The organism is Streptomyces sp. NPDC096013 (assembly GCF_044763565.1).
GTDB lineage: Bacteria > Actinomycetota > Actinomycetes > Streptomycetales > Streptomycetaceae > Streptomyces.
In genome coordinates this window covers 741313-765312 of record NZ_JBIWGK010000002.1, presented here as the reverse complement: position 1 = coordinate 765312, position 24000 = coordinate 741313, and the positions used below count along the sequence as shown (strand labels likewise).

General features: G+C 70.7%; 23 protein-coding genes. 11 read left to right on the top strand and 12 right to left on the bottom strand.

The features are described from left to right. Positions 1-103 precede the first annotated feature (103 nt). From ACIRB1_RS10940 to ACIRB1_RS10910, 7 genes are all read left to right on the top strand, one after another. Positions 104-913, top strand: a complete 810-nt coding sequence (locus ACIRB1_RS10940) for an NAD(P)-dependent oxidoreductase (protein WP_352184603.1) — start codon at positions 104-106, stop codon at positions 911-913. 267 nt (positions 914-1180) lie between these two features. Further along, on the top strand, positions 1181-1951 hold the full coding sequence (locus tag ACIRB1_RS10935) for a DeoR/GlpR family DNA-binding transcription regulator (RefSeq protein ID WP_266767449.1): 771 nt from the start codon (positions 1181-1183) through the stop codon (positions 1949-1951). 123 nt (positions 1952-2074) lie between these two features. Further along, complete coding sequence (locus ACIRB1_RS10930; RefSeq protein WP_352184604.1) at positions 2075-3445, top strand: sugar ABC transporter substrate-binding protein; 1371 nt, start codon at positions 2075-2077, stop codon at positions 3443-3445. Then, positions 3442-4380: a sugar ABC transporter permease gene (locus ACIRB1_RS10925; protein WP_352184605.1), complete on the top strand. Its 939-nt coding sequence runs from the start codon at positions 3442-3444 to the stop codon at positions 4378-4380. The genes ACIRB1_RS10930 and ACIRB1_RS10925 overlap by 4 nt, the downstream gene beginning before the upstream one ends. Further along, positions 4377-5225 (top strand): carbohydrate ABC transporter permease, encoded by an 849-nt coding sequence (locus tag ACIRB1_RS10920; protein WP_328832213.1) that lies wholly within the window; start codon positions 4377-4379, stop codon positions 5223-5225. The genes ACIRB1_RS10925 and ACIRB1_RS10920 overlap by 4 nt, the downstream gene beginning before the upstream one ends. Beyond that, complete coding sequence (locus ACIRB1_RS10915; protein WP_352184606.1) at positions 5222-6211, top strand: zinc-dependent alcohol dehydrogenase family protein; 990 nt, start codon at positions 5222-5224, stop codon at positions 6209-6211. The genes ACIRB1_RS10920 and ACIRB1_RS10915 overlap by 4 nt, the downstream gene beginning before the upstream one ends. A gap of 107 nt (positions 6212-6318) precedes the next feature. Next, positions 6319-7509, top strand: a complete 1191-nt coding sequence (locus tag ACIRB1_RS10910; protein ID WP_329557723.1) for a TerD family protein — start codon at positions 6319-6321, stop codon at positions 7507-7509. A 49-nt stretch (positions 7510-7558) separates the two neighbouring features. On the opposite strand, the gene ACIRB1_RS10905 is transcribed toward ACIRB1_RS10910, so the two are convergent. Next, positions 7559-8140, bottom strand: coding sequence for a TetR/AcrR family transcriptional regulator (locus tag ACIRB1_RS10905; RefSeq protein WP_403465290.1), 582 nt, complete (start codon positions 8138-8140; stop codon positions 7559-7561). A gap of 137 nt (positions 8141-8277) precedes the next feature. Between ACIRB1_RS10905 and ACIRB1_RS10900 the strand changes: the two genes are divergently transcribed. Further along, positions 8278-9750 carry an MFS transporter gene (locus tag ACIRB1_RS10900; protein ID WP_403465289.1) on the top strand — a complete coding sequence of 491 codons (1473 nt, stop codon included), beginning with the start codon at positions 8278-8280 and terminating at the stop codon, positions 9748-9750. Here ACIRB1_RS10900 and ACIRB1_RS10895 read toward each other — a convergent pair. From ACIRB1_RS10895 to ACIRB1_RS10880, 4 genes are all read right to left on the bottom strand, one after another. Continuing rightward, positions 9747-10763: a 1-aminocyclopropane-1-carboxylate deaminase gene (locus ACIRB1_RS10895; protein ID WP_352184609.1), complete on the bottom strand. Its 1017-nt coding sequence runs from the start codon at positions 10761-10763 to the stop codon at positions 9747-9749. The genes ACIRB1_RS10900 and ACIRB1_RS10895 overlap by 4 nt on opposite strands. Positions 10764-10801: 38 nt before the next feature. Continuing rightward, positions 10802-11449 (bottom strand): GntR family transcriptional regulator, encoded by a 648-nt coding sequence (locus tag ACIRB1_RS10890; RefSeq protein WP_403465288.1) that lies wholly within the window; start codon positions 11447-11449, stop codon positions 10802-10804. A gap of 59 nt (positions 11450-11508) precedes the next feature. Then, on the bottom strand, positions 11509-12957 hold the full coding sequence (locus ACIRB1_RS10885) for an alkaline phosphatase PhoX (RefSeq protein WP_403465287.1): 1449 nt from the start codon (positions 12955-12957) through the stop codon (positions 11509-11511). Between the two features lie 194 nt (positions 12958-13151). Then, positions 13152-14588, bottom strand: a complete 1437-nt coding sequence (locus ACIRB1_RS10880) for a hypothetical protein (protein ID WP_403465286.1) — start codon at positions 14586-14588, stop codon at positions 13152-13154. Between the two features lie 313 nt (positions 14589-14901). On the opposite strand from ACIRB1_RS10880, the gene ACIRB1_RS10875 reads away from it, so the two are divergent. Further along, a complete protein-coding gene (locus ACIRB1_RS10875) occupies positions 14902-16725 on the top strand; it encodes an endonuclease/exonuclease/phosphatase family protein (protein WP_403465390.1) in 1824 nt (607 codons plus the stop codon). 53 nt (positions 16726-16778) lie between these two features. Here the strand turns inward: ACIRB1_RS10875 and ACIRB1_RS10870 are convergent, their stop codons facing one another. From ACIRB1_RS10870 to ACIRB1_RS10845, 6 genes are all read right to left on the bottom strand, one after another. Further along, a complete protein-coding gene (locus tag ACIRB1_RS10870; RefSeq protein ID WP_403465285.1) occupies positions 16779-17504 on the bottom strand; it encodes an SRPBCC domain-containing protein in 726 nt (241 codons plus the stop codon). A gap of 16 nt (positions 17505-17520) precedes the next feature. Continuing rightward, on the bottom strand, positions 17521-18138 hold the full coding sequence (locus ACIRB1_RS10865) for an ArsR/SmtB family transcription factor (RefSeq protein WP_403465284.1): 618 nt from the start codon (positions 18136-18138) through the stop codon (positions 17521-17523). Between the two features lie 72 nt (positions 18139-18210). Further along, complete coding sequence (locus tag ACIRB1_RS10860) at positions 18211-18915, bottom strand: antibiotic biosynthesis monooxygenase (protein WP_403465283.1); 705 nt, start codon at positions 18913-18915, stop codon at positions 18211-18213. 360 nt (positions 18916-19275) lie between these two features. After that, positions 19276-20061: a hypothetical protein gene (locus ACIRB1_RS10855; protein ID WP_352184616.1), complete on the bottom strand. Its 786-nt coding sequence runs from the start codon at positions 20059-20061 to the stop codon at positions 19276-19278. Positions 20062-20184: 123 nt separating this feature from the next. Next, positions 20185-20865, bottom strand: a complete 681-nt coding sequence (locus ACIRB1_RS10850) for a hypothetical protein (RefSeq protein WP_352184617.1) — start codon at positions 20863-20865, stop codon at positions 20185-20187. After that, positions 20862-21008 (bottom strand): hypothetical protein, encoded by a 147-nt coding sequence (locus tag ACIRB1_RS10845; protein WP_352184618.1) that lies wholly within the window; start codon positions 21006-21008, stop codon positions 20862-20864. The genes ACIRB1_RS10850 and ACIRB1_RS10845 overlap by 4 nt, the downstream gene beginning before the upstream one ends. 290 nt (positions 21009-21298) lie before the next feature. Between ACIRB1_RS10845 and ACIRB1_RS10840 the strand changes: the two genes are divergently transcribed. Beyond that, the gene (locus tag ACIRB1_RS10840) at positions 21299-22249 is read left to right on the top strand and encodes an SDR family NAD(P)-dependent oxidoreductase (RefSeq protein ID WP_403465282.1); all 951 of its coding nucleotides are present in this window, start codon (positions 21299-21301) and stop codon (positions 22247-22249) included. 69 nt (positions 22250-22318) lie between these two features. On the opposite strand, the gene ACIRB1_RS10835 is transcribed toward ACIRB1_RS10840, so the two are convergent. Further along, positions 22319-23014 (bottom strand): hypothetical protein, encoded by a 696-nt coding sequence (locus ACIRB1_RS10835; protein WP_403465281.1) that lies wholly within the window; start codon positions 23012-23014, stop codon positions 22319-22321. Between the two features lie 65 nt (positions 23015-23079). On the opposite strand from ACIRB1_RS10835, the gene dapA reads away from it, so the two are divergent. Continuing rightward, positions 23080-23985, top strand: coding sequence for a 4-hydroxy-tetrahydrodipicolinate synthase (gene dapA, locus ACIRB1_RS10830; RefSeq protein ID WP_403465280.1), 906 nt, complete (start codon positions 23080-23082; stop codon positions 23983-23985). Positions 23986-24000 lie beyond the last annotated feature (15 nt).

Here is a 24000-nt window from a genome sequence, read left to right as displayed (position 1 = left end):
CACACTTGACGGGCATGGTGGCCGCTCCTTAGCGTGTCCATGCATGTGAATTGAGTTCACGGATGAGGCCAGTCAGCCACTGCCGACCCCAAGGAGACCGAGGATGCCCGCTCCCCGCACCGTTCTGCTCACCGGCGCCGCAGGCGGGCTCGGCACCCTGATGCGGGAGCTGCTCCCCTCCTACGGCTACGAACTGCGCCTGCTGGACGTCCGCCCCATCGAGGGCGAGCCGGACGCGATCACCGCCGACCTCTCCGACCGGGCGGCGCTCCGCGAGGCCGTGCGGGGCGTCGACGCGATCATCCATCTCGCGGGCATCTCCCTGGAAGCCTCCTTCGACAAGATCCTGGCGTCGAACATCGAGGGCACGTACAACCTGTACGAAGCGGCCCGCCAGGAGGGCGTCCCCCGTATCGTCTTCGCCTCCTCCAACCACGCCGTCGGCTACACCCCGAGGCCCGAGGGCGACGACCCCCTGATCCCGGTCGACACCCCGCACCGCCCCGACACCTTCTACGGCCTGTCGAAGTCCTTCGGCGAGGACCTGGCGCAGCTCTACTGGGACAAGCACGGCCTGGAGACCGTCTCCGTGCGCATCGGCTCCTGCTTCCCGGAGCCCAGCAGCGTCCGCATGCTGTCGATCTGGATGAGCCCCGCCGACGGCGCCCGCCTCTTCCACGCGGCCCTGACCGCCGAGGACGTCCGGCACACCGTCGTCTACGGCTCCTCCGCCAACACCCGCCTGTGGTGGGACCTGTCGACCGCGCGGGCGCTCGGCTACGAGCCGCAGGACGACTCCGAGCCGTACGCCGAGAAGCTCGTCGCCGAGCAGGGGGAGCTCCAGCCGGGTATCGAGGCGCACGCCTACCTCGGCGGCCACTTCGTGACCGACCCGCCGATCTGGCCGTACTGACGGAAAAAGGGACTCCGGAGCGGCGGGCGGGCACCGAACGGGCCCGCCCGCCGCCGTGTTCGGGCACGGACGCTGCCCGATCTCACGCCCCGGCGCACAGCCGCGCAGGTCCGCGACGGGCACGGCGCGCGGCAAACGGTCACACCCGGGCAGCATCGGGCGTGCAACAGGCCTGGTCAGTGCCGCGCACCCGCTGTAGAACTTCCCCCAAGGGTCCCACCGGGCCCGAACGGGCAGTACCCAGGTGAGCGGAAGGCGGTGTCGGCCATGAGCACGAGTTCGGCGGAGGAACGCCAGCGGGAGATCGTGCGGGTCGCGCGCCGCACCGGCTCGGTCGACGTCACCGCGCTCGCCGCCGAGCTGGGCGTGGCCAAGGAGACCGTGCGGCGCGATCTGCGGGCCCTGGAGGACCACGGGCTGGTCCGCAGGACCCATGGCGGCGCCTACCCCGTGGAGAGCGCCGGCTTCGAGACGACGCTCGCCTTCCGCGCCACCAGCCATGTCCCCGAGAAGCGCCGGATCGCCCTCGCGGCGGCCGAGCAACTCGGGGACGCCGAGACCGTCTTCGTCGACGAGGGCTTCACCCCCCAGCTCATCGCCGAGGCGCTGCCCAGGGACCGGCCGCTGACCGTGGTCACCGCGTCCCTGCCCGTGGCGGGCGTGCTCGCCGAGTCGGAGAACACCTCGGTGCTGCTGCTCGGCGGCCGGGTCCGGCACGGCACCCTGGCCACCGTGGACCACTGGACGACGAAGATGCTCGCCGGCTTCGTCCTCGACCTCGCCTTCATCGGCGCCAACGGCATCTCCCGCGAACACGGCCTGACCACGCCCGACCCCGCCGTCAGCGAGGTCAAGGCGCAGGCCATCCGCGCCGCCCGGCGCACCGTGTTCGCGGGTGTGCACACCAAGTTCGGGGCGGTCAGCTTCTGTCGGTTCGCCGACATCGGCGCCCTGGAGACGATCGTCACGAGCACGCTCCTCCCGTCGGCCGAAGCCCACCGCTACTCGTTGCTGGGGCCGCAGGTCATCCGCGTCTAGAGCACCCCGGGCGTCCAGAACACCGTTCGGAATTCCAACCGAGTCACTCCGTAGGGCGCAGCCATGCCCGGCGACGCCTTTGTCACCCCATAAGTCCACCTCCCCTTACTGCAGGAGCGATCCATGCGAACCCAGAGCCGACGACGGCCGCCGCGAGCCACGCTCGCCCTGGCCGCCGTAGGGACGCTGCTCGCCCCGCTGCTCTCCGGCTGCTGGGTCGGAGCGGGCGGCGCCGGATCCGGCGGCAACTCGATCAACGTCCTGATGGTCAACAACCCCCAGATGACCGAACTCCAGAAGCTGGCACCGCACTTCACGAAGGAGACCGGCATCAAGGTCAACTTCACGGTGCTGCCCGAGAACGACGTCCGCGACAAGATCAGCCAGGACTTCGCCAACCAGGCCGGCCAGTACGACGTGGCGACCCTGTCCAACTACGAGATCCCGATCTACGCCCGCAACGGCTGGCTGCACGAGATGGACTCGTACGTCGCGAAGGACCCGGGCTACGACGAGCAGGACATCCTCAAGCCGATGCGGCAGTCCCTGACGGCGGACGACGGCAAGCTCTACGGGCAGCCGTTCTACGGCGAGTCGTCCTTCCTGATGTACCGCAAGGACGTGTTCGCGGCGAAGGGTCTCACGATGCCCGCGCACCCGACCTGGACCCAGGTGGCCGACCTGGCCGCGAAGGCGGACGGCGCCAAGCCGGGCATGAAGGGCATCTGTCTGCGCGGGCTGCCCGGCTGGGGCGAGCTGATGGCGCCGCTGACGACCGTCGTGAACACCTTCGGCGGGACCTGGTTCGACAAGAACTGGAAGGCGCAGCTCGACTCCCCCGGGTTCGAGCAGGCGACGAAGTTCTATGTCGACCTGGTCCGCAAGCACGGCGAGTCCGGCGCGGCCCAGTCCGGCTTCGCCGAGTGCCTGAACAACATCACCCAGAGCAAGGTCGCCATGTGGTACGACGCCACCTCCGCGGCCGGTTCGCTGGAGGCCAAGGGCTCCCCGGTGAAGGGCAAGATCGGCTACGTCCCCGCGCCGGTCGAGAAGACCGACTCCTCGGGCTGGCTGTACACGTGGGCGTGGGGCATCCAGAAGGCGTCCCACAACTCCGACAAGGCCTGGAAGTTCGTGTCCTGGGCGTCGAGCAAGCGGTACGAGCAGCTGGTCGGCGACACGGCCGGCTGGTCCAACGTGCCGGCCGGGAAGCGCGCCTCGACGTACACGAACCCGGACTACGTCAAGGAGGCCGCCGCCTTCCAGGAGATGACGAAGGCCGCCATCGAGGGCGCCAAGCCGAACGACCCCGGCGTGCAGCCGCGGCCCGCGCCCGGCATCCAGTTCGTCGACATCCCCGAGTTCACCGACCTCGGTACGAAGGTCTCCCAGGAGATCAGTTCGGCCATCGCCGGACGGCAGTCCGTCGACTCGGCCCTGAAGAAGTCCCAGAAACTCGCCGAGCAGATCTCCAAGGAGTACGAGGGACGATGACCGCCACGACAACGGCCCCCCTGGCCACCAGTACGACCCGTACCGCGCGGCAGCCCTCGGACCGACTGCGCGCCTGGGCCACCCGTGCCCCGCTGCTCCCCGCCCTGATCTTCATGATCGTCGTGACCCAGCTCCCGTTCGTGGCCACGCTGGTGATCTCGTTCTTCGACTGGAACGCGCTCTACCCGAAGGCCCGGCACTTCACCGGTCTCGACAACTACCACCAGGTCCTGACCGACGCGGACCTGCGCCACTCGGTGTGGACGACCGTCCTGCTCACCGTGGCGGTGGTGCTGGCCAGCCTGGTCTTCGGGCTGCTGCTCGCGCTGCTCCTGGACCGGAAGTTCAAGGGCCGGGGCTTTGTCCGCACGCTGCTGATCGCGCCGTTCCTGGTGGTGCCGGTGGCCGCGGCCCTGCTCTGGAAGCATGTGCTCTACAACCCTGAATACGGCCTGTTCAACGGGCTGTTGCACTATGTGGGCGGCCCACAGCCGGACTGGATCTCCAACACCCCGCTGCTCGCCGTGGAGGCGTCGCTGGTGTGGCAGTGGACGCCGTTCATGATGCTGATCCTGCTGGCCGGACTACAGAGCCGCGACCACCAGCAGATCGAGGCCGCGAAGGTGGACGGCGCCAGCGACTGGCAGGTGTTCCGCTATCTGACGCTGCCGCATCTGCGCCGCTATCTCGAACTCGGCGCCCTGCTGGGCTCGATCTACATCGTCCAGAACTTCGACGCGGTGTTCACCATCACGTCCGGCGGCCTGGGCACCGCCAACCTGCCCTACACCGTCTACCAGAGCTTCTACCAGGCGCACGAGAACGGCCTCGCCTCGGCGGCCGGCGTCCTGGTCGTCATCGGCTCGATCATCATCGCGACCTTCGCGCTGCGCGTCGTGTCGTCCCTGTTCCGTGAGGAGGCGTCCCGCGCATGAGCAGTGTCGCCGTACGCGCGCGTGCCCGCCGCAAAGGCGCCGGCCTCGGCCTGGTGGCCTGGGTGCTCGGCATCGTGTTCTTCCTGCCCATCGCCTGGATGGCGCTGACGTCCTTCCACTCGGAGTCGGACGCGGCGACCAACCCGCCGTCCTTCGGGGCCGCCCTCACCCTGGACGGCTACCGCGACTTCTTCGGCACCGGAGGCGGCGCGAGCCCCTGGCCCGCGCTCGTCAACTCCCTGGTGGCGTCGCTGGCTTCGACGCTCTTCGTGCTGGTGCTGGCGTTCCCGGCGGCCTACGCGCTGTCGATCCGCCCGGTGAAGAAGTGGACCAACGTCCTGTTCTTCTTCCTGTCCACGAAGATGCTCCCGGTGGTGGCGGGCCTGCTGCCGATCTACCTGTTCGCGAAGAACGCCGGGATGCTGGACAACATCTGGCTCCTGGTCATCCTCTACACCTCGATGAACCTGCCGATCGCGGTGTGGATGATGCAGTCCTTCCTCGCCGAGGTCCCGGTCGCCGTCATCGAGGCCGCGCAGATCGACGGCGCCCGGCTGCCGACCATCCTCGCGCGCGTGGTCGCCCCGATCTCCCTCCCCGGTATTGCCGCGACAGCCCTCATCTGCTTCATCTTCAGCTGGAACGAGCTGCTGTTCGCCCGGGTCCTCACGGGCGTGGTCGCCGAGACCGCCCCCGTGTTCCTGACCGGCTTCATCACCAGCCAGGGCCTGTTCCTGGCGAAGGTGTGCGCCGCGTCGCTCGTCATCTCCCTGCCGGTGCTCGCCGCGGGGTTCGCCGCCCAGGACAAGCTGGTCCAGGGCCTCTCCTTGGGAGCCGTGAAATGAAGGCCGCCGTCATCGAGTCCGTGGGCCGCGCCGTCGTCACCGAGGTCCCCGACCCGACGCCGGGACCCCGCGAGGTCGTCGTCGAGGTCGCCGCCTGCGGGCTGTGCGGCACCGATCTGCACATCCTCCAGGGCGAGTTCGCGCCCAAGCTGCCGATCGTGCCGGGCCATGAGTTCGCGGGCGAGATCGTCGCGGTCGGCACCCAGGTCACCGAGGTCTCGGTCGGCGACCAGGTGGCCGTCGATCCGTCGCTCTACTGCTACGAGTGCCGGCAGTGCCGCAACGGCCACAACAACCTCTGCGAACGCTGGGCCGCGATCGGTGTCACCACGGCGGGCGGGGCGGCCCAGTATGCCCTCGCCCCGGTGGCGAACTGCGTGAAGCTGCCCGAGCACGTGCGCACCCAGGACGCGGCGCTCGTGGAACCGCTGTCGTGCGCGGTGCGCGGCTACGACGTCCTCAAGTCCCGGCTCGGCGCGCATGTGCTGATCTACGGCTCCGGGACCATGGGCCTGATGATGCTGGAGCTGGCCAAGCGCACCGGCGCGGCGAGCGTCGACATCGTGGACCTGAACCCGGCCCGCCTGGAGACGGCCCGCACGCTCGGGGTCTCGGGCTCGGCGGCGAACGCGGACGAGCTGGACCGGCCGCAGGGCTGGGATCTCGTGGTCGACGCGACGGGCAACGCGGCGGCGATCCAGGACGGCCTGGACCGGGTGGCGAAGGCGGGCACGTTCCTTCAGTTCGGGGTGGCCGACTACGCGACCCGGGTGTCGATCGACCCGTACCGCATCTACAACCAGGAGATCACCATCACCGGCTCCATGGCGGTGCTGCACAGCTTCGAGCGGGCGGCGGAGCTGTTCGCGAACGGCGTCCTCGACCCGGAGATCTTCATCAGCGACCGGATCGAGCTGGAGCGGTATCCGGAGGCGCTGGAGCAGTTCGCGGCGGGGGTGGGGCGGAAGATCGTGGTGATTCCCTAGGGCGGGACGCGGGAGGGTGTCGGGCCGGGAATTCCCCGGCCGGGCGAATTGGCCGCTTGGTAAGGGAACGGCAAAATGGTCTCGGTCGTTCACGAGTCATGACAGCTATGACCCCCGGCTCGAACATCCCTCTCTCCGCCGCCCGCGTGACGGTGGACGTCGCCGCCCCGGTGCGGCTCGACGTATCGGGCCTGCTGCTCACGGGCGACGGCAAGGTGCGCTCCGACGACGACTTCATCTTCTACAACCAGCCGACGGGCCCCGGCGTGACCTACCGCTCCGGCGGCGGTACGGCACCCGACGCGATCACCGTCGACACCGGCGCCGTCCCGCCGGGCATCGAGAAGATCGTCGTCACCGCCAGCCCGGACGCGGCCGGCCAGAGCTTCCAGGGCATCGAGCCCACGGCCACGATCCGCAACGCGGACGACAACAGCGTCCTGGGCACCTTCACGCCCCCGCAGCTCGGCGCCGAGACAGCGCTCGTGGTCGTCGAGATCTATCTGCGCAACGGCGTCTGGAAGGCCCGAGCCGTCGGCCAGGGGTACGCCAACGGCCTGGCGGGCATCGCCACGGACTTCGGCGTCTCGGTCGAGGAACCGGCGGCGGCTCCGGCACCCGCACCGGTCGCCCCGCCCACCCCCACGGTGCAGACCCCGGTGGCACCCCCGGCCCCCGTGACTCCCCCGCCCCCGCCCGCCGCGCCCCCGCTCGGCGCCGGAAAGATCAACCTCGACAAGGGCCGCGTCAGCCTCCAGAAGAACCAGACGGTGTCCCTGGTCAAGGGCGGCCGCCCGCTTCTCTCCCAGGTCAAGATGGGCCTCGGCTGGGAGCCCGCGTACCGCGGCAAGGACATCGACCTGGACGCCTCGGTCATCGCCTACGGCCCGCAGCGCAACCACATCGACAGCTGCTACTTCGGCAAGCTCTCGATCCTGAACGGCGCGATCAAGCACTCCGGGGACAATCTGACGGGCGAGGGCGGCGGTGACGACGAGGTGATCGTGGTCGACCTCGGCCGCATCCCCCAGGAGGTCACCGGCCTGGTCTTCACGGTCAACTCCTTCTCCGGCCAGAAGTTCACCGAGGTGGCCAAGGCCTACTGCCGCCTCCTGGACGCCGCGACCGGCGAGGAGCTGGTCCGCTTCGACCTCACCAACGCCGAGGCCCAGACCGGGGTCATGATGGCCAAGCTGGTGAAGCAGTTCTCCGGCGAGTGGGACATGACCGCGATGGGCAACTTCGTGAAGTCCCGCACGGTGCGCGGCATGGTCAAGCCGTCCGCCCAAGCACTGTAAGCAGTCCTACGACCGCTGCGGGCGCCCCTGACCGAGGGGCGCCCGGCGTTCACTCCCCCTGGCCGGCGGGCCGTAGCCCGTCCGTCAGCAGGGACAGATAGCGGCGGATGAACTTCCCCTGGCCATCGGCCAGTTCGGACGCCGTCGACACCCCGTGGGCCAGCCGCAGGACCTCGATCGGCTCGACGTCCTGACGCAGGGTCCCCTCCCGCTGCGCCGCCTCGACCAGCCGCTGCGCCGCCCCTTTCATGGACGTGCCGCAGGCCGTGAGCGCGGCGTGGCTGCCGTCCGTGACGGCCGAGCCGAGCAGGGTCTTCATCCCGCGCACCTGGATCGTGCCGACGCAGACCTCGTACAGCCACTCCACCAGCGCCTCGCCCGGCGGGAGTTCCTTCGCCAGCTCGTCCGCGCGGGTGCCGAGCGCCTCGATCCGGTCGACGTAGGCCGCCTCCAGCAGGGCCTGCCGGGTCGGGAAGTGCCGGTACAGCGTCCCCGAGCCGACGCCCGCGCGTTTGGCGATGTCGTCGAGGGACGCGTTCTCCCCGTGTTCGGCGAAGGACTCCGCCGCCACCTTCAGCAGTCGGTCGTAATTGCGCCGGGCGTCCGCGCGCATGGGTCTGACCTGCGCCATCCAGATACTCCTTGCGAACCGGGGACTGTCTCCGTATCTTACCGAGTACTAAACGGAGACAGTCCCCGCTTACCTTTGCGGGCAGTCCGTGCTGCCCGCACGTCGCTTGCACGGGGACACCACAACGGGAGAACTCCATGTCCACCCCGTCCGCACCGCCCACCACAGCCGATGATCTCTCCGCACCACCCCGACCCGCCAGGCTCGGCGCCGTCCTCTTCGCCGTCGTCACCGCCTATCTGATGGTCGGCGTCGACTCCACCGTCGTCAACGTCGCGCTGCCGGACATCCAGAAGAACCTCGACTTCAGCCCCACCGGCCTGTCCTGGGTCCTCAACGCCTACACGCTCGCCTTCGGCGGGCTGCTCCTGCTCGGCGGCCGGGTCGGCGACATCGCCGGCCGCCGCCGTACGCTCACGATCGGCGTCCTGCTCTTCGCCCTGTCCTCCCTGCTCGGCGGGCTCGCCACCGACAGCGTCTGGCTGCTCGCGGCCCGCGCGTCGCAGGGACTGGGCGCCGCCCTCATCGCGCCCAACACGCTCGCGCTGATCACCACCAACTTCCCGGAGGGCCCGCGCCGTCACCACGCGCTCGGCATCTACTCCTCGATGGCCGGCATCGGCGCCTCGATCGGCCTGGTCATCGGCGGCATGCTCACCTCCTGGGCGTCCTGGCGCTGGGCCCTGCTGATCAACGTGCCGATCGGCGCCGCCGTCGCCCTGGCCCTGCCCCGCTTCGTCACCGAGACCCCGCGCCACGCGGGCCGGTTCGACGCGGCGGGCGCGCTCACCGGCACCGCCGGGATGACCTCGCTGGTGTACGCGTTCATCGTGGTCTCGTCGGACGGATGGGGCGACCTTCAGGCGCAGTTGGGGTTCAGTTTCGCGGCGGCCCTGCTGGCGGGCTTCGCCCTGGTCGAGTCGCGCGCCGCCCAGCCCATCATGCCGCTGCGGCTGTTCGCCGACCGCAACCGCGCGGGCGGCTACGCGGGCGTCCTGCTGCTGCCCGCGGGCATGTTCGGCGCGTTCTACTTCCTCACCCTGATCAGCCAACGGGTCCTGGACTACAGCCCGTTGCGCGCGGGTCTCGCGTTCCTGCCGATGACGCTGGCGATGTTCACGGTGGTCCGCCTCGTCCCGCGGCTGCTGGCCCGCCACGGCACCAAGCCGGTGCTGCTCACCGGCATGACCCTGCTCGTCGTGTCGGCGGGCTGGCTGTGGCAACTCCGTCCCGGTGACGGCTATGTGGCCGGTCTGCTCGGCCCGCTGCTCCTCATGGGCATCGGCGTCGGCATGAGTTTCATGCCCCTGAACGCGACGATCCTCGCGGGCATCGCGCCCCGGGAGGCGGGCGCCGCGTCGGGCCTGCTCCAGACCCTCCAGTGGCTCGGCGGCACCCTGGGCCTGTCCGTGCTGGTCACCGTCTTCGGTACGGCGACCCGGCACGCGAGCGGATCGCCGTCCGAGATCCTCGTCCACGGCTCGGCCCGGGCGTTCGGCGTCGGTGCGCTGATCGCCCTGGCAGCGCTGCTGGTGTCGGCGTTCGTGATCACCGGCAGGAAGGCCGAGGGGACCGGGGGGACGGTCCAGAAGACCGGGAGGGCGGTCTAGAACAGCGCGCTGTACGCGTTCAGCGCGGGCTGGCCGCCGAGGTGGGCGTACAGGACGGTGGAGTCGGCGGAGATCTCGCCGCGCGCGACCAGGTCGATCATCCCGGCCATCGACTTGCCCTCGTACACGGGGTCGGTGACCATCCCCTCGGTGCGGGCGGCGAGGCGCATCGCCTCCAGGGTGGTGTCGTCCGGGATGCCGTAGACGCCGGCGTGGTAGCGGTCGTCGAGTTCGATGTCGTCGACGGTCACCTCCCGCTCGACCCCGATCAGCCGGCCGGTGCCGTGGGCGATGCGGGCCACCTGCTCGCGGGTCTCGGCGGGCTTCGCCGAGGCGTCGATGCCGAGCACCCGGCGCTCACGGCCGCCCGCCTCCTCGATAGCCCTGAACCCGGCGACCATGCCCGCCTGGGTGGAGCCGGTCACCGAGCACACCACCACGGTGTCGAAGAAGACGCCCAACTCCCGCTCCTGCTCGGCGACTTCGTGCGCCCAGTTGGCGAAGCCGAGGCCGCCGAGCGGGTGGTCGGAGGCGCCGGCCGGGATGGCGTACGGCTTGCCGCCGCTCTCCTCGACCTCGCGCAGCGCCAGCTCCCAGCTCTCCTTGAAGCCGATGCCGAAACCGGCCTTCACCAGGCGTACGTCCGCTCCGGCGAGGCGGCTGATCAGGATGTTGCCGACCTTGTCGTAGACGGAGTCGGGCCACTCCACCCAACTCTCCTGGATCAGCACGCACTTGAGCCCGGCGCGGGCGGCACAGGCGGCGACCTGGCGGGTGTGGTTGGACTGCACGCCGCCGATCGAGACGAGGGTGTCGCAGCCCTTCGCGAGGGCGTCGGCGACGAGGTACTCCAGCTTGCGGGTCTTGTTGCCGCCGTACGCCACACCGGAGTTGCAGTCCTCGCGCTTGGCCCAGAGGGCGGCGCCGCCGAGGTGAGCGGTGAGGCGCTCCAGCGGATGGACGGGCGAGGGGCCGAAGAGGAGGGGGTAACGGTCGTACGAGGAAAGGGACATGGGGGTTCTCCCGGGTCGCTGGTCGGTCGGGGCGCGGGTCAGCCGGCGTCGGCGAGGCCTTCGAGGCCCCGCCAGATCTCCGCCGTCACGCGGACCGCCTCGTCCACGTCGCCCTCGGCGCATGCCTCGATGAGGCGCTCGTGCAGGTCGGCCGAACGGCAGTTGCCGCCCTCGCCGAAGCGTTGTCGCTCCAGCCGGCGGATGAGGGGGGTGTAGCGGGCGACGGTGGCGGCTGCGGCGCGGTTGCCGCTGACGTGGACCAGGACGTCGTGCAGTTCGTCGTCGGCGCGCAGCGCGGCGTCCACGTCACCGGCGCGCACGGCCGCCGCGAACCGGTCGTTGGCCGCGCGCATCACGTCGACGTCGGTGCCCCGCAGGAGTGGTACGGCGATCCGTGTGACCAACTCGTGCAGGGCACCGACGACGGCCGCCGCGTCCCGTACGTCGGCGGCCACGACCGGGGTCACCCGGGTGTAGCTCTGCGGCTTGCTCTCCAGGAGCCCGTCGTCCACGAGCCGCGAGAACGCCTCCCGCACGGGTGCCCGGGACAGCCCGAGCCGCTCGGCCAGTTCGGCGTCGCGCACCACCGCGCCGGGTTCGATCTCCCCGGCGACGATGGCGTCACGGATCGCTTCGTAGGCGCGGTCCCTGAGCAGGGTGCGGCGGACGGGCCGTAGGGCTTCCATGGCCGTAATGCTAGAACTGAAATGTTAGATGTCAATGCCTCCTGGTGGCATGACGCGCTCTATCGGCTCTGGCGCTTCCAGGGGCCGGTGATCGCCAGCATGATGCCCGGCGTCTGGATGTTCGCGTACAGGGTCCTGCCGTCGGGCGAGAAGGTCACACCGGTGAACTCGCTGTATTCCGGCTTGTCCTCGGTGCCGATGTTCAGCTCGTTGCGGGCGATCGGGTAGGTGCGGCCGGAGTCGGTCGCGCCGAACAGGTGCTGGACGCCCTCGCCGTCCTCGGCGATGACGAGGCCGCCGTAGGGAGAGACGGTGATGTTGTCGGGGCCGTCGAACGCGCCGTCCACGGACGGGTCCGGGTTGACGCCGAGGAGGACCTTGAGGGTGAGGGTGCGGCGCTTGGGGTCGTAGAACCAGACGGCGCCGTCGTGCTGGACGGGGCTCTCCGTGCGGGCGAACGAGGAGACGATGTACGTGCCGCCGTCACCCCACCACATGCCCTCCAGCTTGCGGGCGCGGGTGACCTGGCCGGCGGCGAACTGCTTGCGGACGGACACCGTCTTCGCGTCGCGGTCGGGGACGTCGACCCAGTCGACGCCGTAGACCGTGCCGATCTTCGTGGCGCGCGAGAGGTCGTCGATGAACTTACCGCCGGAGTCGAAGCACTTGAACGCCTGGAGGACGCCCGCGTCGTCGGCGAGGGTGCGGAGCTTGCCGCGGCCGTGGTGGAAGTGCTCGGGCGGGGTCCAGCGGTAGAGGAGGCCGTTCGGGTTCGACGCGTCCTCGGTGAGGTAGAGGTGGCCGCGCTTGGGGTCGACGACGACCGCTTCGTGGGCGTAGCGGCCAAGTGCCTTGATCGGCTTGGGGTTCCGGTTCGCGCGGCGGTCGACCGGGTCGACCTCGAAGACGTAACCGTGGTCCTTGGTGAAGCCGTTGGTGCCGGCCTTGTCCTCGGTCTCCTCGCAGGTGAGCCAGGTGTCCCAAGGGGTGTTGCCGCCCGCGCAGTTGGTGGCGGTGCCGGCGATGCCGACCCACTCGGCGACGTGGTCGCGGCGGACCTCGACGACCGTGCAGCCGCCCGCCGCGGCGGGGTCGTAGACCAGGCCCTCGGTGAGCGGGACGGGGTGGGGCCACTGGGCGCGGGGGCCGGCCAGCTCGTGGTTGTTGACGAGGAGGGTGGCGCCGCGCGGGCCGTCGAAAGTGGACGTGCCGTCGTGGTTGGAGGGGGTGAACTCGCCTGATTCCAGCTTGGTCTTGCCGCTGTGGGTGATGACGCGGTACGTGAAACCGGCGGGGAGGGCGAGAAGGCCGTCCGGGTCGGCGATCAGCGGGCCGTAGCCGACGCCGGGGTGACCGTGGCCCTGTCCGTGGCGGTCCGCCGATTCCTCGGTGTCGGTGGACGCGAGGGCGTTGGGCGCGGTGGCGAGGGCGCCGACGCTGCCCGCCAGCGCGACCCCGGCACCTGTCATCGCGGACTTGGCGGTGAATTCCCTGCGGGTGAGCGACATGGTGTCTCCTGTGACGGTGGGTGTGCCGTGGAGGGTGGCGGACCTCGGTCGGCGCCACGCTCCCGCCCATGTCTGAACACGAGTTGAACACCGGCCGACTTCGCCGGGCTCTCTTCCATGAATCCGTCCGCTTCCGGCCACGAAGCCGTATGCGCTCACCCAAGGGATTCAAAAGCCGCCAGGGCCGCGTCGGCTCAACTCCCTTGCTGGGAGCGTGCCTTGAAGGCCGCCTTCCGTGCTTCCTTCGCGATCCGCTTGTCGGGGTGCAGGCGGCCCATCGCCTCCAGGACGTCCGCGGTCGCCGGGTGGTCGACCCGCCAGGCCGCGGCGAAGAAGCCGTTGTGCTGCTGGGCCAGGCCCTCGACCAGGGCCTGAAGCTCCTCGGAGTTGCCCTCGGCGGCGAGCTGGGCGGCCACCGTGTCGACGGTCAGCCAGAACACCAGCTCCTCGGAGGGCGCGGGTACGTCGCTCGCGCCGTGCTCGCTCAGCCAGACCCGGGCGAGGCCGCCCAGCTCGGGGTCGTCGAGTACCGCGCGCAGTGCGGGCTCGGCCTCCGCGCCGACGAGGGAAAGCGCCTGCTGGCAGAGCAGCCGCCGCAGGGGCGCGCCCGGGTCGACGCCGCGGGCCGCGGCGAGCAACTCCCCCGCCGCGGCGAGGGGTTCACGACCGGCCAGCCACTGCTCGATCTCGGCCTGCGCCGCCCGCTGCGGGAACCGCGACGTCCCGTCGAGCAGCGCGTCCGCACCCTTGTCCGCGAGATCTCCTACGGCGGGGGCGGCGAAGCCCGCTTCGAGGAGGCGGGCGCGGAGGCCGTAGAGGCCGAGGGGGGTGAGGCGGACCATGCCGTAGCGGGTGACGTCGGTCTCGTCGACGGCGGGCGCGGGGTCTTCGCCGGGTTCGTCGACGTCGGCCATGAGGGCCTCGTCGACGGGCTGGTACTCGACGATGCCGACCGGTGCGAGCAGCCGGAACTGGTCGTCCAGGCGCATCATCGCGTCGGACACCTGTTCCAGGACGTCGTTGGTGGGCTCGCCCATGCCGCTGGGGACGATCATCGAGGCGGCGAGCGCGGGCAGCGGGACGGGGCCGTCGCCGGGGCCGTCCTCGTTGACGGTGAGGAGGTAGAGGTTGCCGAGGACGCCGTCGAGGAACTCGGCCTCCGCCTCGGGGTCCCAGTCGAGTGACGAGAAATCGACCTCGCCGCCCTCGTCCATGGCGTCGACAAGACCGTCCAGATCGGGCACGCTCGCGTCCGCGAGGAGGGTGTCGAGGGCGCCGAGCCAGACCGCGAGGACGTCGTTCGGCGAGCCGGAGGTGAGCTGGGCCAGCTCCTCGCCGGCCGCGACCGTGCCCTCCTCCTCGTCGACGACCTCGACGAGCCCGGTGTCCACGGCGACCCGCCAGGCCTCGCTGGCGTCGGCCGCGGCGTCGTCGCCGGTCAGCCCGAGGACCTCGGCCGCGGCGGGCAGCTGCTCGTCGACAAGGCTGCCACCGGCGTCGATCCGGGTGTCGGGGCCGGCCCAGCGGGCCAGTTGCGCGGCCCGGGAGAGCAGGGGGGTGGACAGCGCGTCGCGCGCCAGCTCCGCTTCGGAGTGCAGCCGCACCGGCGGCAAGGGGGAGCTGTCTGACATCGGCGGGATCTCCTAGGGCGCCTCGATGGCCGTACGACGGCCGGACACGACACACGACTCAGCCGCTCAGCCTAGACGGATTTCGACCCATGCCGCCCGGTTCATGTGCCGGCCACACGGTGTCCATGGCCGAAACCTTGACAACTGGCCTGCCCCGCAATGAGATTGACGCGCGTAGAAATGTCATGGACACCTTATCCAGGTAACTTCTACGCGCGTCGCTGCCGCCCCACCGGTCGCGGCTCCCACCGCCGCAGTACGTGTTCCCGTCACCCTCGTCCCGGCACTCATGCATGTCCCCGGAGGGATTCCGTTGCCGAGCAAGTCCTCCGCGCGCCTCGCCGCGCTCACCGTCGCCGCCGTCTGTTCTGTGGCGTCCACGATCGTTCTCACCTCGCCCGCGCACGCCGACGGCGTCCGCATCCACGACATCCAGGGCACGACCCGGGTGTCCCCGTACGCCGGCCAGAAGGTCGCGGACGTCCCGGGCATCGTCACCGGCATCCGCGCCTACGGCTCGTCCAAGGGGTTCTGGTTCCAGGACGCGGCCCCGGACGACAACCCGGCCACCAGCGAGGGCGTGTTCGTCTTCACCGGCTCGACCCCGACCGTCGCGGTGGGCGACGCGGTCACCGTCTCCGGCACGGTCTCCGAGTACGTCCCGGGCGGCGCCGCCACGGGCAACCAGTCGCTGACCGAGATCAGCAAGCCGACGGTCACCGTCGTCTCCAAGGGCAACGCCGTACCGGCGCCGGTCGTGATCAGCGCCAAGTCCGTGCCCGGCGAGTACACCCCGGCCGGCGACCCCGCGGCGAGCGGTTCGATCAACGGTCTGCCGCTCCAGCCGAAGAAGTACGCCCTGGACTACTACGAGTCCCTGGAGGGCATGAACGTCCAGGTCTCCAACGCCCGCGTGGTCACCGCGACGGACCCGTACGCGGAGCTGTGGGTCACGGTGAAGCCGCACGAGAACGCCAGCCGCCGCGGTGGCACGGTCTACGGCTCCTACACCTCGCAGAACACGGGCCGCCTCCAGATCCAGTCCCTGGGCGCGACCGCGGACTTCCCCGTGGTCAACGTCGGCGACAAGCTGACGGGTGCCACGGACGGCCCGCTGGACTTCAACCAGTACGGCGGCTACACCCTCGTCGCGAACGAGATCGGCGCCGTGAAGAGCGCCGGTCTGGAGCGCGAGACGACGAAGCGGCAGTCGCGCGGCCAGCTCGCGGTGGCGACGTACAACGTCGAGAACCTCGACCCGTCGGACGGCACCTTCGCCGCGCACGCCTCGGCGATCGTGAACAACCTTCAGTCCCCCGACATCGTGTCCCTGGAGGAGATCCAGGACAACAACGGCGCGACGGACGACGGCACGGTCGACGCGAGCGTCACGGTCGGCAAGCTGATCGACGCGATCGTCGCCGCGGGTGGCCCGAGGTACGACTGGCGCTCGATCAACCCGGTCAACGACAAGGACGGCGGGGAGCCCGGCGGCAACATCCGCCAGGTGTTCCTGTTCAACCCGGAGCGGGTCTCCTTCACCGACCGCGCGGGCGGCGACTCGACGACCGCCGTCGGGGTCACCAAGGTGCACGGCAAGGCGCAGCTGACGGCCTCACCCGGCCGCGTCGACCCGGCCAACGCGGCCTGGAGCGCGAGCCGCAAGCCGCTCGCGGGCGAGTTCGTCTTCAAGGGCAGAACGGTCTTCGTGATCGCCAACCACCTGATCTCCAAGGGCGGCGACCAGGCCCTGACCGCGCAGTACCAGCCGGTCACCCGCAGCTCGGAGACCCAGCGGCACGCGCAGGCGACCGCGGTCAACGCCTTCGTCCAGCAGATCCTCGCGGCCCAGAAGGACGCGAACGTCATCGCGCTCGGCGACATGAACGACTTCGAGTTCTCCGACACGGCGAAGATCCTCGAAGGCGACGGCGAGCTGTACTCGGCGATCAAGTCCCTGCCGAGGAACGAGCGTTACACGTACGACTACCAGGGCAACCAGCAGGTCCTGGACCAGATCCTGATCAGCCCGTCGATCCGCAAGGACTGCTTCGAGTACGACAGCGTCCACATCAACTCGGAGTTCAACGACCAGATCAGCGACCACGACCCGCAGGTGCTGCGCTTCCAGCCGTAGCACCTACGGGCCCACGGGGGTGGGTGGACGGGGTCTCGCCGGCTCGCACCAGGTCAGGCGAAGGCCCCGTCCAGCCAGTTCTGCCAGGCGAGTTCGTTCGTCTTGGCGTCGGCGCCCGCGGCGAAGTCGTGGACGCTGACGCCGACCGGGGCACCCCAGTGGTTGCGCCCGAAGAACCGGATCAGCGCGCTGTCGGTGCGCAGTCCGATGAAGTACGGGTCACGGAAGTCGACCACGGCGTCCAGGAGTTGGCCCTCGGGACCGCGCGCCCGCACCCGCGCCCCCTCGGAGACGTCGTCCGCGAGACCGAGCGCCCGGGCCGCGACGTCGAGCGCGCCGGGGGCGGTTGAGGCATCCGGCCCGTTCAGCGTGGCGAAGGCGACCGGCCGGCCCGCGAAGTGCGTGACGTACTCGCGCAGGGTGTGCATGTAGAACGCGTTGTGCTTGCTCGCGCCGTCGAACTGGTTGTCCCAGTCTTCGGTGAAGATCCCGCTGTGCACGTAGCGCACCCAGGCGCGCCTGCCGCCGTCGCGAGGCTCGATGGTCTCGTCGATCTGGTTGAGGCTCTGGGTGGGGAAACCGACGTCCTCGGTCCGGGCGGTGAGCCGGTGCGGCGGTTCGAAGTTCGTGAGGGTGGACCCGAAGGGCCCGACCCGCTTCTCCCCGTCGAACTCCATCGGCCACAGCCAGCCGCCGGTGCCGGAGGTGATGGCCTCCCACACCTCGTCCGGCGTGGCGTCGACCTCGAACTCGTGGACGATCTCGAATTCCTTGGACATGGCTGGCTCCTGAGTCCTACCGGTTCTGCTGGTCCAGTTCCGGGGCGGGCGGTGTCTTGAGCGTGGGGTGGACGGCGATGACGATCCTGTGGTCACGGCCTTCTTCGGTCTCCCCCGCGTCGTACTTGCGGACGAGGGCGCTCACCCCGGCGGTCAGTTCCTGGATGAACGCGGCGCGGTCGGCGGCGGACGCGAAGCGCACCTCGCCGTCGAGCGCGAAGGTGGCCAGCCGCTTGTGCGCCTTGGCCGCGCCGGTGATCAGCGAGCCGACGTCCCGCACCAGGCGGGCGCCGAGCGCCAGCAGCCAGCGCGCGGAGAGCTGGTCGCGGAACCGGTCCGGGTCCGGCTGCACGGCGGCGAGCGCGAGCGGCGAGATGACGTACGACGCGGCGGTCGCCCGCATCAGCCGCTCGGTGACATTGCCCTTGCGCCGCTCGTCGGCCAGCTCGACCAGGCCGTGCCGCTCCAGCGCCTTGAGGTGGTAGTTCACCTTCTGCCGGGGCAGTCCGACCTTGCCGGCCAGCATGGTGGCCGACGCGGGCCCCGCCGCCAGCTCGGCGAGCAGCCGGGCCCTTATGGGGTCAAGCGAGACGGCTGCGGCCTCGGGGTCCTCGATCACGGTGACGTCCAGCATGCGTCCACCGTCCCACCGAACACTTTTTTTGTCCAGGCGGGTGGGGTTGTCGGTGGGCGAGGCTTTCCCGGATCAGCCGGGGACGAGGCCGAGGGCGTGGTCGTAGCGGCTGACGGTGCTGCTCTTCAGGCCGGGCCAGGTCTGGACGCGTTCCCAGAGGGCGGTGGCGGAGTCGATGCCGTCACCGGGGGCCGCGAGGGCGTCGAGGTGGGACTGGGCGCTGTCCCACTCGGCGTAGTTGAGGACGCGGGTGCCGTCGGTGGAGAGGTGGAAGTGTGCGGAGATGCCGCCGGGGTGCGGGGCGGGTTCGTTGGCCAGGGCCTCGAACACGGCGTCCACCCAGGCGTGTTGGCGGGCGGGGTCGGGCCCTTCGAACTCGACGTCGACGATCACGACGCAACCCGGGGTGCGGCCCGCCCGGTCCGCCGGGCCGCCGCTGCGGTAGTGGCGGTAGCGGGTGAGGCCGAGGCGTTCGATGTCCGGTACGGCGGTGTCGATCTCGTCGACGCGCTCCTGACGGCGGGTCCTGGCGAAGGCTTCGTAGGCGGGCTCGGTCGTCCACCGCGCGTAGTGCAGCAGGGTGGAGGCGTCGTGGCCGGTGTAGACGTGGTAGCCGAGGAGGTCGTCGGCGGGCCAGGGGCGGCGCTCCCAGGCAGCCGCGATCGCCTCGACGGTCCGGCGTTGCCGCAGCGGGGTTCCGACGCGCCAGGTGCCGAAGATCGGGGCACCGATGCGGGGGTCGGCGATGTCCGGGTGGGAGTCGGTACGGCGGGTCATGCGGGCCTCCGGCGGTCGGTACGGATCTGCGTCACCGACCAGCCTTCAACCTCGACCGAACTTGAGGTCAAGGCCGCCTGCCGCTGTCCGCCCAGGGCCTGTCTGACCATTCCCGTCGTCGCCCGCAGGGCGGCCGGGCGGCGTCAGATGCGCGCTCTCGGCGTGCCGGGCGTGGGCCCACGTACTGGACGTACCTGGGTCCGCGCTCGGTGCGGCGAGAGTGCGTGCATGGCGTCGCGCGGCGGACGGGAATGGTCAGACAGGCCCTGGCTTGAGTTTTGACGTCGTACGTCCGCCAGTCGCTCATGTTTGTACAGGTTGGCCTCTGGGCTGTCGCGAGGCGGCGGGCTGGGCTCGGGTTCAGGTACGCCCGCCCGACGAGTGCTCGTCCCGACGGTGTTCCACAACCTCCTGCTCGGGTGCCGGACTACCGAGGGCGGTGGCCAGAGCCCTGGCTTGGTCCTGTGTGATACCGAGGGCGAGCGGAACCTGGCGGGGGCTGTACGGGGACGAGCACACGGCGATCGGGTTATCGCCGGTCGGGGTCCACCGGACTCCGCCGGCCGAGTCCTGCTCCCCCAGCAGAGTCGCGGCCAGATCGCTGGCAGCGTCCGCGCGTATCCCACAGCGGGACAGCGCGCCCGCCACGGTGTCACGAGCCTCGCCGGGCATGTCGGCGTCGCCAAGCATGGGCAGCAGGAGCAGGAGGCGCTCAGATGGATCGGTCAATCCCTCGCTGCCTTCGTGCGTGCTCATGGCGAGAGCGAGGAGCTCCGTCCAGGACAGGCCGGGGCCGGCCTCGTCGGCGCCGCACTGGCCTAGATGGCCGAGGCGCCCCCAGTTGGGATGGCGGATGAAGAAGTCGACGCTGTTCTCGTCCTCCCAGTTGGCGTAGACGGCATAGGCCGTATGCCCACCGTCGAAGCAGACCCGCAAGACGGGCCAGGGCTGCTCGGGGTCCCCGAGGCGGTCCACCATTGCGTCGTAAGCCGACGCGGCCACTCCGTACGCCTCGGCTGATTCGCCGGGATCGCCCATCGTCAACAGGACATGAGCGAGCCAGAAAGCGGGCTCTCGCGCGAGGTCCTCACTCGCGATCAGCTCGCAGTCCTGCAGGTACTCAGGGACGTGTACGCCAATGCTCATGGGAGGAGGTTAGGGAACACCGGAGAGACGACCTGGCGCGGGGTTGTTCCCGAAGCGGTGGACAGCCAAGCAGACCTGCACGAGCAGAACGCCCTCACATGGCGCGCGAGGTTCAAACGCAAGCTAATGCGGCTTCCCGCCCCCTTCCAGCCGGGCCAGCCGGCTCTGGAACCAGTCGAGACGGGCCTGCAACAGGGCTGCCTCCGCGAGGAGTTCGGGCACACCCAGGTCCTCGGGGAGTCCGGGGTCGACGGTCGCCCTGTGCGTGCCGCTCCCCGCGACCACCCGCAGTCCGTCCCCGGCCAGCCGGGCGAACGCGGCGAGCGAGACGGACGTACGGCCGCGCACGCAGCCCGGGCACGCGGCGGCCAGGGCGCGCCAACCGGGCCTGCCCCAACCCGCGTCGGCCAGCGCGACGGCCCGCGCCCCGCAGGCGCAGGGGCCGACCGTGGCGGTGCGGACGCGCTGATGGGCGTAGCGGAAGCCGAGTTCGAAACGGATGTAGGCGCCGAGCACGGTGATGTCGAGGAGGACCGCCGCGCGGTGCTCCTCCATGCACAACAGGGCTTCCGCGGCGGCCCGTTCGTGCACACAGTGGAAGCCGCAGTCGCAGCGCCGCGCGGGCGAACGGTGGCGGCGGCCGTAGACGCAGGACGCGTCGGCCACGACTCCGTACGGCAGCGCGCCGCCCAGCGACACACCGGTGAACCCGGCCCGGGTGCCGTCCTGGGACAGCACCGGGTGGGCGATCTTGAATCCGGTCGGCGGCTCCGTAGGACGTTCCTCGGGGAGCCGCAGCCTCATCGGGCGGCCGGGACCTCTTCGGGCGCCGCCAGTTCCGCGACCTCCGCGAACTCGCCGGTCTCCTCGGGGAGTTCGAGTTCACCGTCGTGGATCTGCGGCCGCTCCTCGGCGACTCCGGTGGCCAGTGCCTTGCCGAGCTTCATGACGCCTCCCGTGACCAGGGTGGATCAACTTCCCACGTCTGTGACCTTCCTGGCCATGGTGACCCATGGAGGGGCCAATTGGACATAGGGCCTGGGGGACAGGGCCTGGGTACAGAGCTTGGGTACAGAGCTTGGGTACCGCGCCCGCGTCGGCGATCTGTCGGCGGTGAGCGCGCGCTGTCAGCGGTACGTCGGCGGTTCGTCAGCGATCTGTCGGTGGAGGTTGCGAGCTTGGTGGGGCAGGTGCTCCCCCTGAGCACCGTGCCCCAGAGCGCAAGGAGCCTGTCATCGTGTCTTCCGCATCCCCGAGCCGACCGTGGGACGTTCACCGGCTGCCGTCCGCCGAGGGCAGGAACATCCTGGTCACCGGAGGCAACGCCGGGATCGGCTACTTCGCCGCGGAACAGCTCGCCGCCACGGGTGCCGTCGTCGTACTCGGCAGCCGGGACGCCGCGAAGGCCGACGCCGCCATGGCCTCGATCCGCTCGCGCGTCCCCGGCGCGCGGGTACGGCACCTTCGGCTGGACCTCGCCGACCTGTCGTCCCTGAGGAAGGCCGTGGACGGGCTGGACCTCACCCATCTCGACGCGGTGATCCACAACGCGGGGGTCGCGCTCGACGACCCGCCGCGCGTGGAGACCGCGGACGGCCACGAGCTGATGTTCGGCACCAACCACCTCGGCCACTTCGCGCTCACCCGGTGGCTGGCACCCCTGCTGTCCGCGGCACCGGCGGCCCGCGTCGTGACGGTGGGGAGCTTCGCGGCACGGTCCGAACGACTGGACCTGGACGACCTGGAATCGGCCCGGGACTACCGCCCCAAGCGCACCTACGGCCGGTCGAAGCTGGCGCAGATGTACTTCGGCTTCGAACTCGACCGCCGCCTGCGCGCCCTCGGCAGCCCGGTGCTCAGCGTGGTGGCCCACCCCGGCGGCGCACTGGACTCCCTCACCCCGTCCCGTTCACCGGTCCACGTGACGGACCCCGGCCGACGGCTGCGCGCCCTGCCCGCCGGACTCCTCGTCCAGGGCAAGCACGCGGGAGCATGGCCCGCCGTCCGCGCCGTCCTCGACCCGGAGGTACGGGGAGGCCAGCTCTGGGGCCCGAGGATCTTCGGCCTCCGCGGCCTGCCACGCCGCGAGCCGGTGCCCGCGCACATGGCCGACCTGGATGTCGCCGCCCGGCTCTGGGCCGCGAGCGGGGAGCTGACCGGAGCGGATCCGATGCCCGGGTTCCGCTAGGCGCCGGAACTCCCTTCGGCCGAGGGCGAGTTGCCCACGTCTCACGCCCAGCGGGCCGGCCACCCTGGTCTAGTACGGACCGCCACGGAAGTAGAGGCTTCCGTACGGGCGAGGGCGGTCGCCGTGTTCATGGGCGGCGTCGGAACGGTCGGCGGGGGCCGAGCGCTCGGCCAGGGCTCGCAGTGTCCTCAGACCGGCCATGATCCCGGCGCGGTGCTCGGAGGTCTTCATCCAGGCGGGCAGCCTCGGGAACATCGCCCTCGTCGGGGACAGTGCGCCGCGCTCGCGCAACCGGGCGCCCACGTAGGCCGCGAGAGCGTCGACGTGTTCCTCGTCGTAGGCCCACAGGATGTGGCCCACGCAGCGGGTCTGGAGCCAGAGCGGGCGCCGGAAGAAGGGGTCCTCGGTACCGCCCGGCTCCGTGCCGACCAGGGCGTTGCCCCGCACCGCGGCCTCCCAGTCGGCCACGGCTCCGCACCCGGCGCAGCTCAACCGGCGCGGCTGGAACAGGAGTTCCGCGGCATACCTGGGCGCGGGCAGCCCGGGACGCGGGACCACGAGCGCGCGGCCACCGCAGCGGGGGCAGACCACCAGGACGCGGCGGGTGAAACGGGCGAGGGGGGCGTGGTCGTCGCGGTGACGGACGGGGAGGTCGGCGCCGCCTTCCACGTCCCGCCGTCGCGCGGAGTCCCAGTCCCCACTGTCGCCGCTCCCCGTCACACCGCCACCCCCGGTCGCCCACTGTTGCCCATCATTCCGCAGCATGTCTTACCGATACCCGGTAGAAGAATTAAGTGGAGCTTCACTGTCGCACTGCCGAGACTACTCCCATGACGAACCCGGCCACCTCCGCCCCACCCCTCTTCGGCCGCGCCCTGTGCGCCATGGTCACTCCCTTCACGGAGGCGGGCGCGCTCGACCTCCCCGGGGCTCAACTCCTCGCCGTGCGGCTGGTGTCGGAGGGGTGTGACGGGCTGGTGCTGTCCGGGACGACCGGGGAGTCGCCGACGACGTCGGACGCGGAGAAGGCGGCGCTCGTCGCGGCTGTCAGGGAGGCCGTCGGGGACGGGGTGCCGCTCGTCTCGGGGGTGGGGACGTTCGACACCCGGCACACCGTCGAACTCGCCCGGCAGGCCGAACAGGCGGGCGCGGACGGGATGTTGGTGGTCTCGCCGTACTACAGCAGGCCGCCGCAGGACGCCCTGGAGGCACACTTCCGCGAGGTCGCCGACGCCTCCGGGCTGCCCCTCGTGCTCTACGACATCCCGGGCCGCACCGGCACCCGCATCGAACCGGAGACCTTGATCCGGCTCGCCGAGCACCCCAGGATCGTCGCGGTCAAGGACTGTTCCTACGACTTCCTCGGCACCCAAAAGGTCCTGGGGCGGACGGACTTGGCGTACTACGCGGGCTGCGACGAGCACATCCTCGCACTGTACGCGGTGGGCGCGGCGGGCTATGTGAGCACGGTCGCGAACGTCGTCCCGGCCCAACTCCGGGCGATCCTCGACGCGTTCGAGGCGGGCGACACTGCCGGTGCCGCCCGCCTCCAGCAACGCGCCACGCCGCTCATCGAGTTGATGATGGCGGCGGGGCTGCCCGGCACCGTGACGACCAAGGCGCTCCTCAACTCGCTGGGCCTGCCCGGGGGTTCGGTGCGCGCGCCGCTGCGGGACGCGGGCCGGGGTGCGGTCGACGGGTTGGTGGCGGCTTATGAGGAGTTCGTCGCCGGATGAGCCGGGGCCGGGCTA

Excerpts from the sequence above, each read along its gene's own strand:
- ACIRB1_RS10940 (WP_352184603.1), top strand. The coding sequence starts at position 104 with ATGCCCGCTCCCCGCACCGTTCTGCTCACCGGCGCCGCAGGCGGGCTC.
- ACIRB1_RS10935 (WP_266767449.1), top strand. The coding sequence starts at position 1,181 with ATGAGCACGAGTTCGGCGGAGGAACGCCAGCGGGAGATCGTGCGGGTC.
- ACIRB1_RS10930 (WP_352184604.1), top strand. The coding sequence starts at position 2,075 with ATGCGAACCCAGAGCCGACGACGGCCGCCGCGAGCCACGCTCGCCCTG.
- ACIRB1_RS10925 (WP_352184605.1), top strand. The coding sequence starts at position 3,442 with ATGACCGCCACGACAACGGCCCCCCTGGCCACCAGTACGACCCGTACC.
- ACIRB1_RS10920 (WP_328832213.1), top strand. The coding sequence starts at position 4,377 with ATGAGCAGTGTCGCCGTACGCGCGCGTGCCCGCCGCAAAGGCGCCGGC.
- ACIRB1_RS10915 (WP_352184606.1), top strand. The coding sequence starts at position 5,222 with ATGAAGGCCGCCGTCATCGAGTCCGTGGGCCGCGCCGTCGTCACCGAG.
- ACIRB1_RS10910 (WP_329557723.1), top strand. The coding sequence starts at position 6,319 with ATGACCCCCGGCTCGAACATCCCTCTCTCCGCCGCCCGCGTGACGGTG.
- ACIRB1_RS10905 (WP_403465290.1), bottom strand. The coding sequence starts at position 8,140 with ATGGCGCAGGTCAGACCCATGCGCGCGGACGCCCGGCGCAATTACGAC.
- ACIRB1_RS10900 (WP_403465289.1), top strand. The coding sequence starts at position 8,278 with ATGTCCACCCCGTCCGCACCGCCCACCACAGCCGATGATCTCTCCGCA.
- ACIRB1_RS10895 (WP_352184609.1), bottom strand. The coding sequence starts at position 10,763 with ATGTCCCTTTCCTCGTACGACCGTTACCCCCTCCTCTTCGGCCCCTCG.
- ACIRB1_RS10890 (WP_403465288.1), bottom strand. The coding sequence starts at position 11,449 with ATGGAAGCCCTACGGCCCGTCCGCCGCACCCTGCTCAGGGACCGCGCC.
- ACIRB1_RS10885 (WP_403465287.1), bottom strand. The coding sequence starts at position 12,957 with ATGTCGCTCACCCGCAGGGAATTCACCGCCAAGTCCGCGATGACAGGT.
- ACIRB1_RS10880 (WP_403465286.1), bottom strand. The coding sequence starts at position 14,588 with ATGTCAGACAGCTCCCCCTTGCCGCCGGTGCGGCTGCACTCCGAAGCG.
- ACIRB1_RS10870 (WP_403465285.1), bottom strand. The coding sequence starts at position 17,504 with ATGTCCAAGGAATTCGAGATCGTCCACGAGTTCGAGGTCGACGCCACG.
- ACIRB1_RS10865 (WP_403465284.1), bottom strand. The coding sequence starts at position 18,138 with ATGCTGGACGTCACCGTGATCGAGGACCCCGAGGCCGCAGCCGTCTCG.
- ACIRB1_RS10860 (WP_403465283.1), bottom strand. The coding sequence starts at position 18,915 with ATGACCCGCCGTACCGACTCCCACCCGGACATCGCCGACCCCCGCATC.
- ACIRB1_RS10855 (WP_352184616.1), bottom strand. The coding sequence starts at position 20,061 with ATGAGCATTGGCGTACACGTCCCTGAGTACCTGCAGGACTGCGAGCTG.
- ACIRB1_RS10850 (WP_352184617.1), bottom strand. The coding sequence starts at position 20,865 with ATGAGGCTGCGGCTCCCCGAGGAACGTCCTACGGAGCCGCCGACCGGA.
- ACIRB1_RS10845 (WP_352184618.1), bottom strand. The coding sequence starts at position 21,008 with ATGAAGCTCGGCAAGGCACTGGCCACCGGAGTCGCCGAGGAGCGGCCG.
- ACIRB1_RS10835 (WP_403465281.1), bottom strand. The coding sequence starts at position 23,014 with ATGCTGCGGAATGATGGGCAACAGTGGGCGACCGGGGGTGGCGGTGTG.
- dapA (WP_403465280.1), top strand. The coding sequence starts at position 23,080 with ATGACGAACCCGGCCACCTCCGCCCCACCCCTCTTCGGCCGCGCCCTG.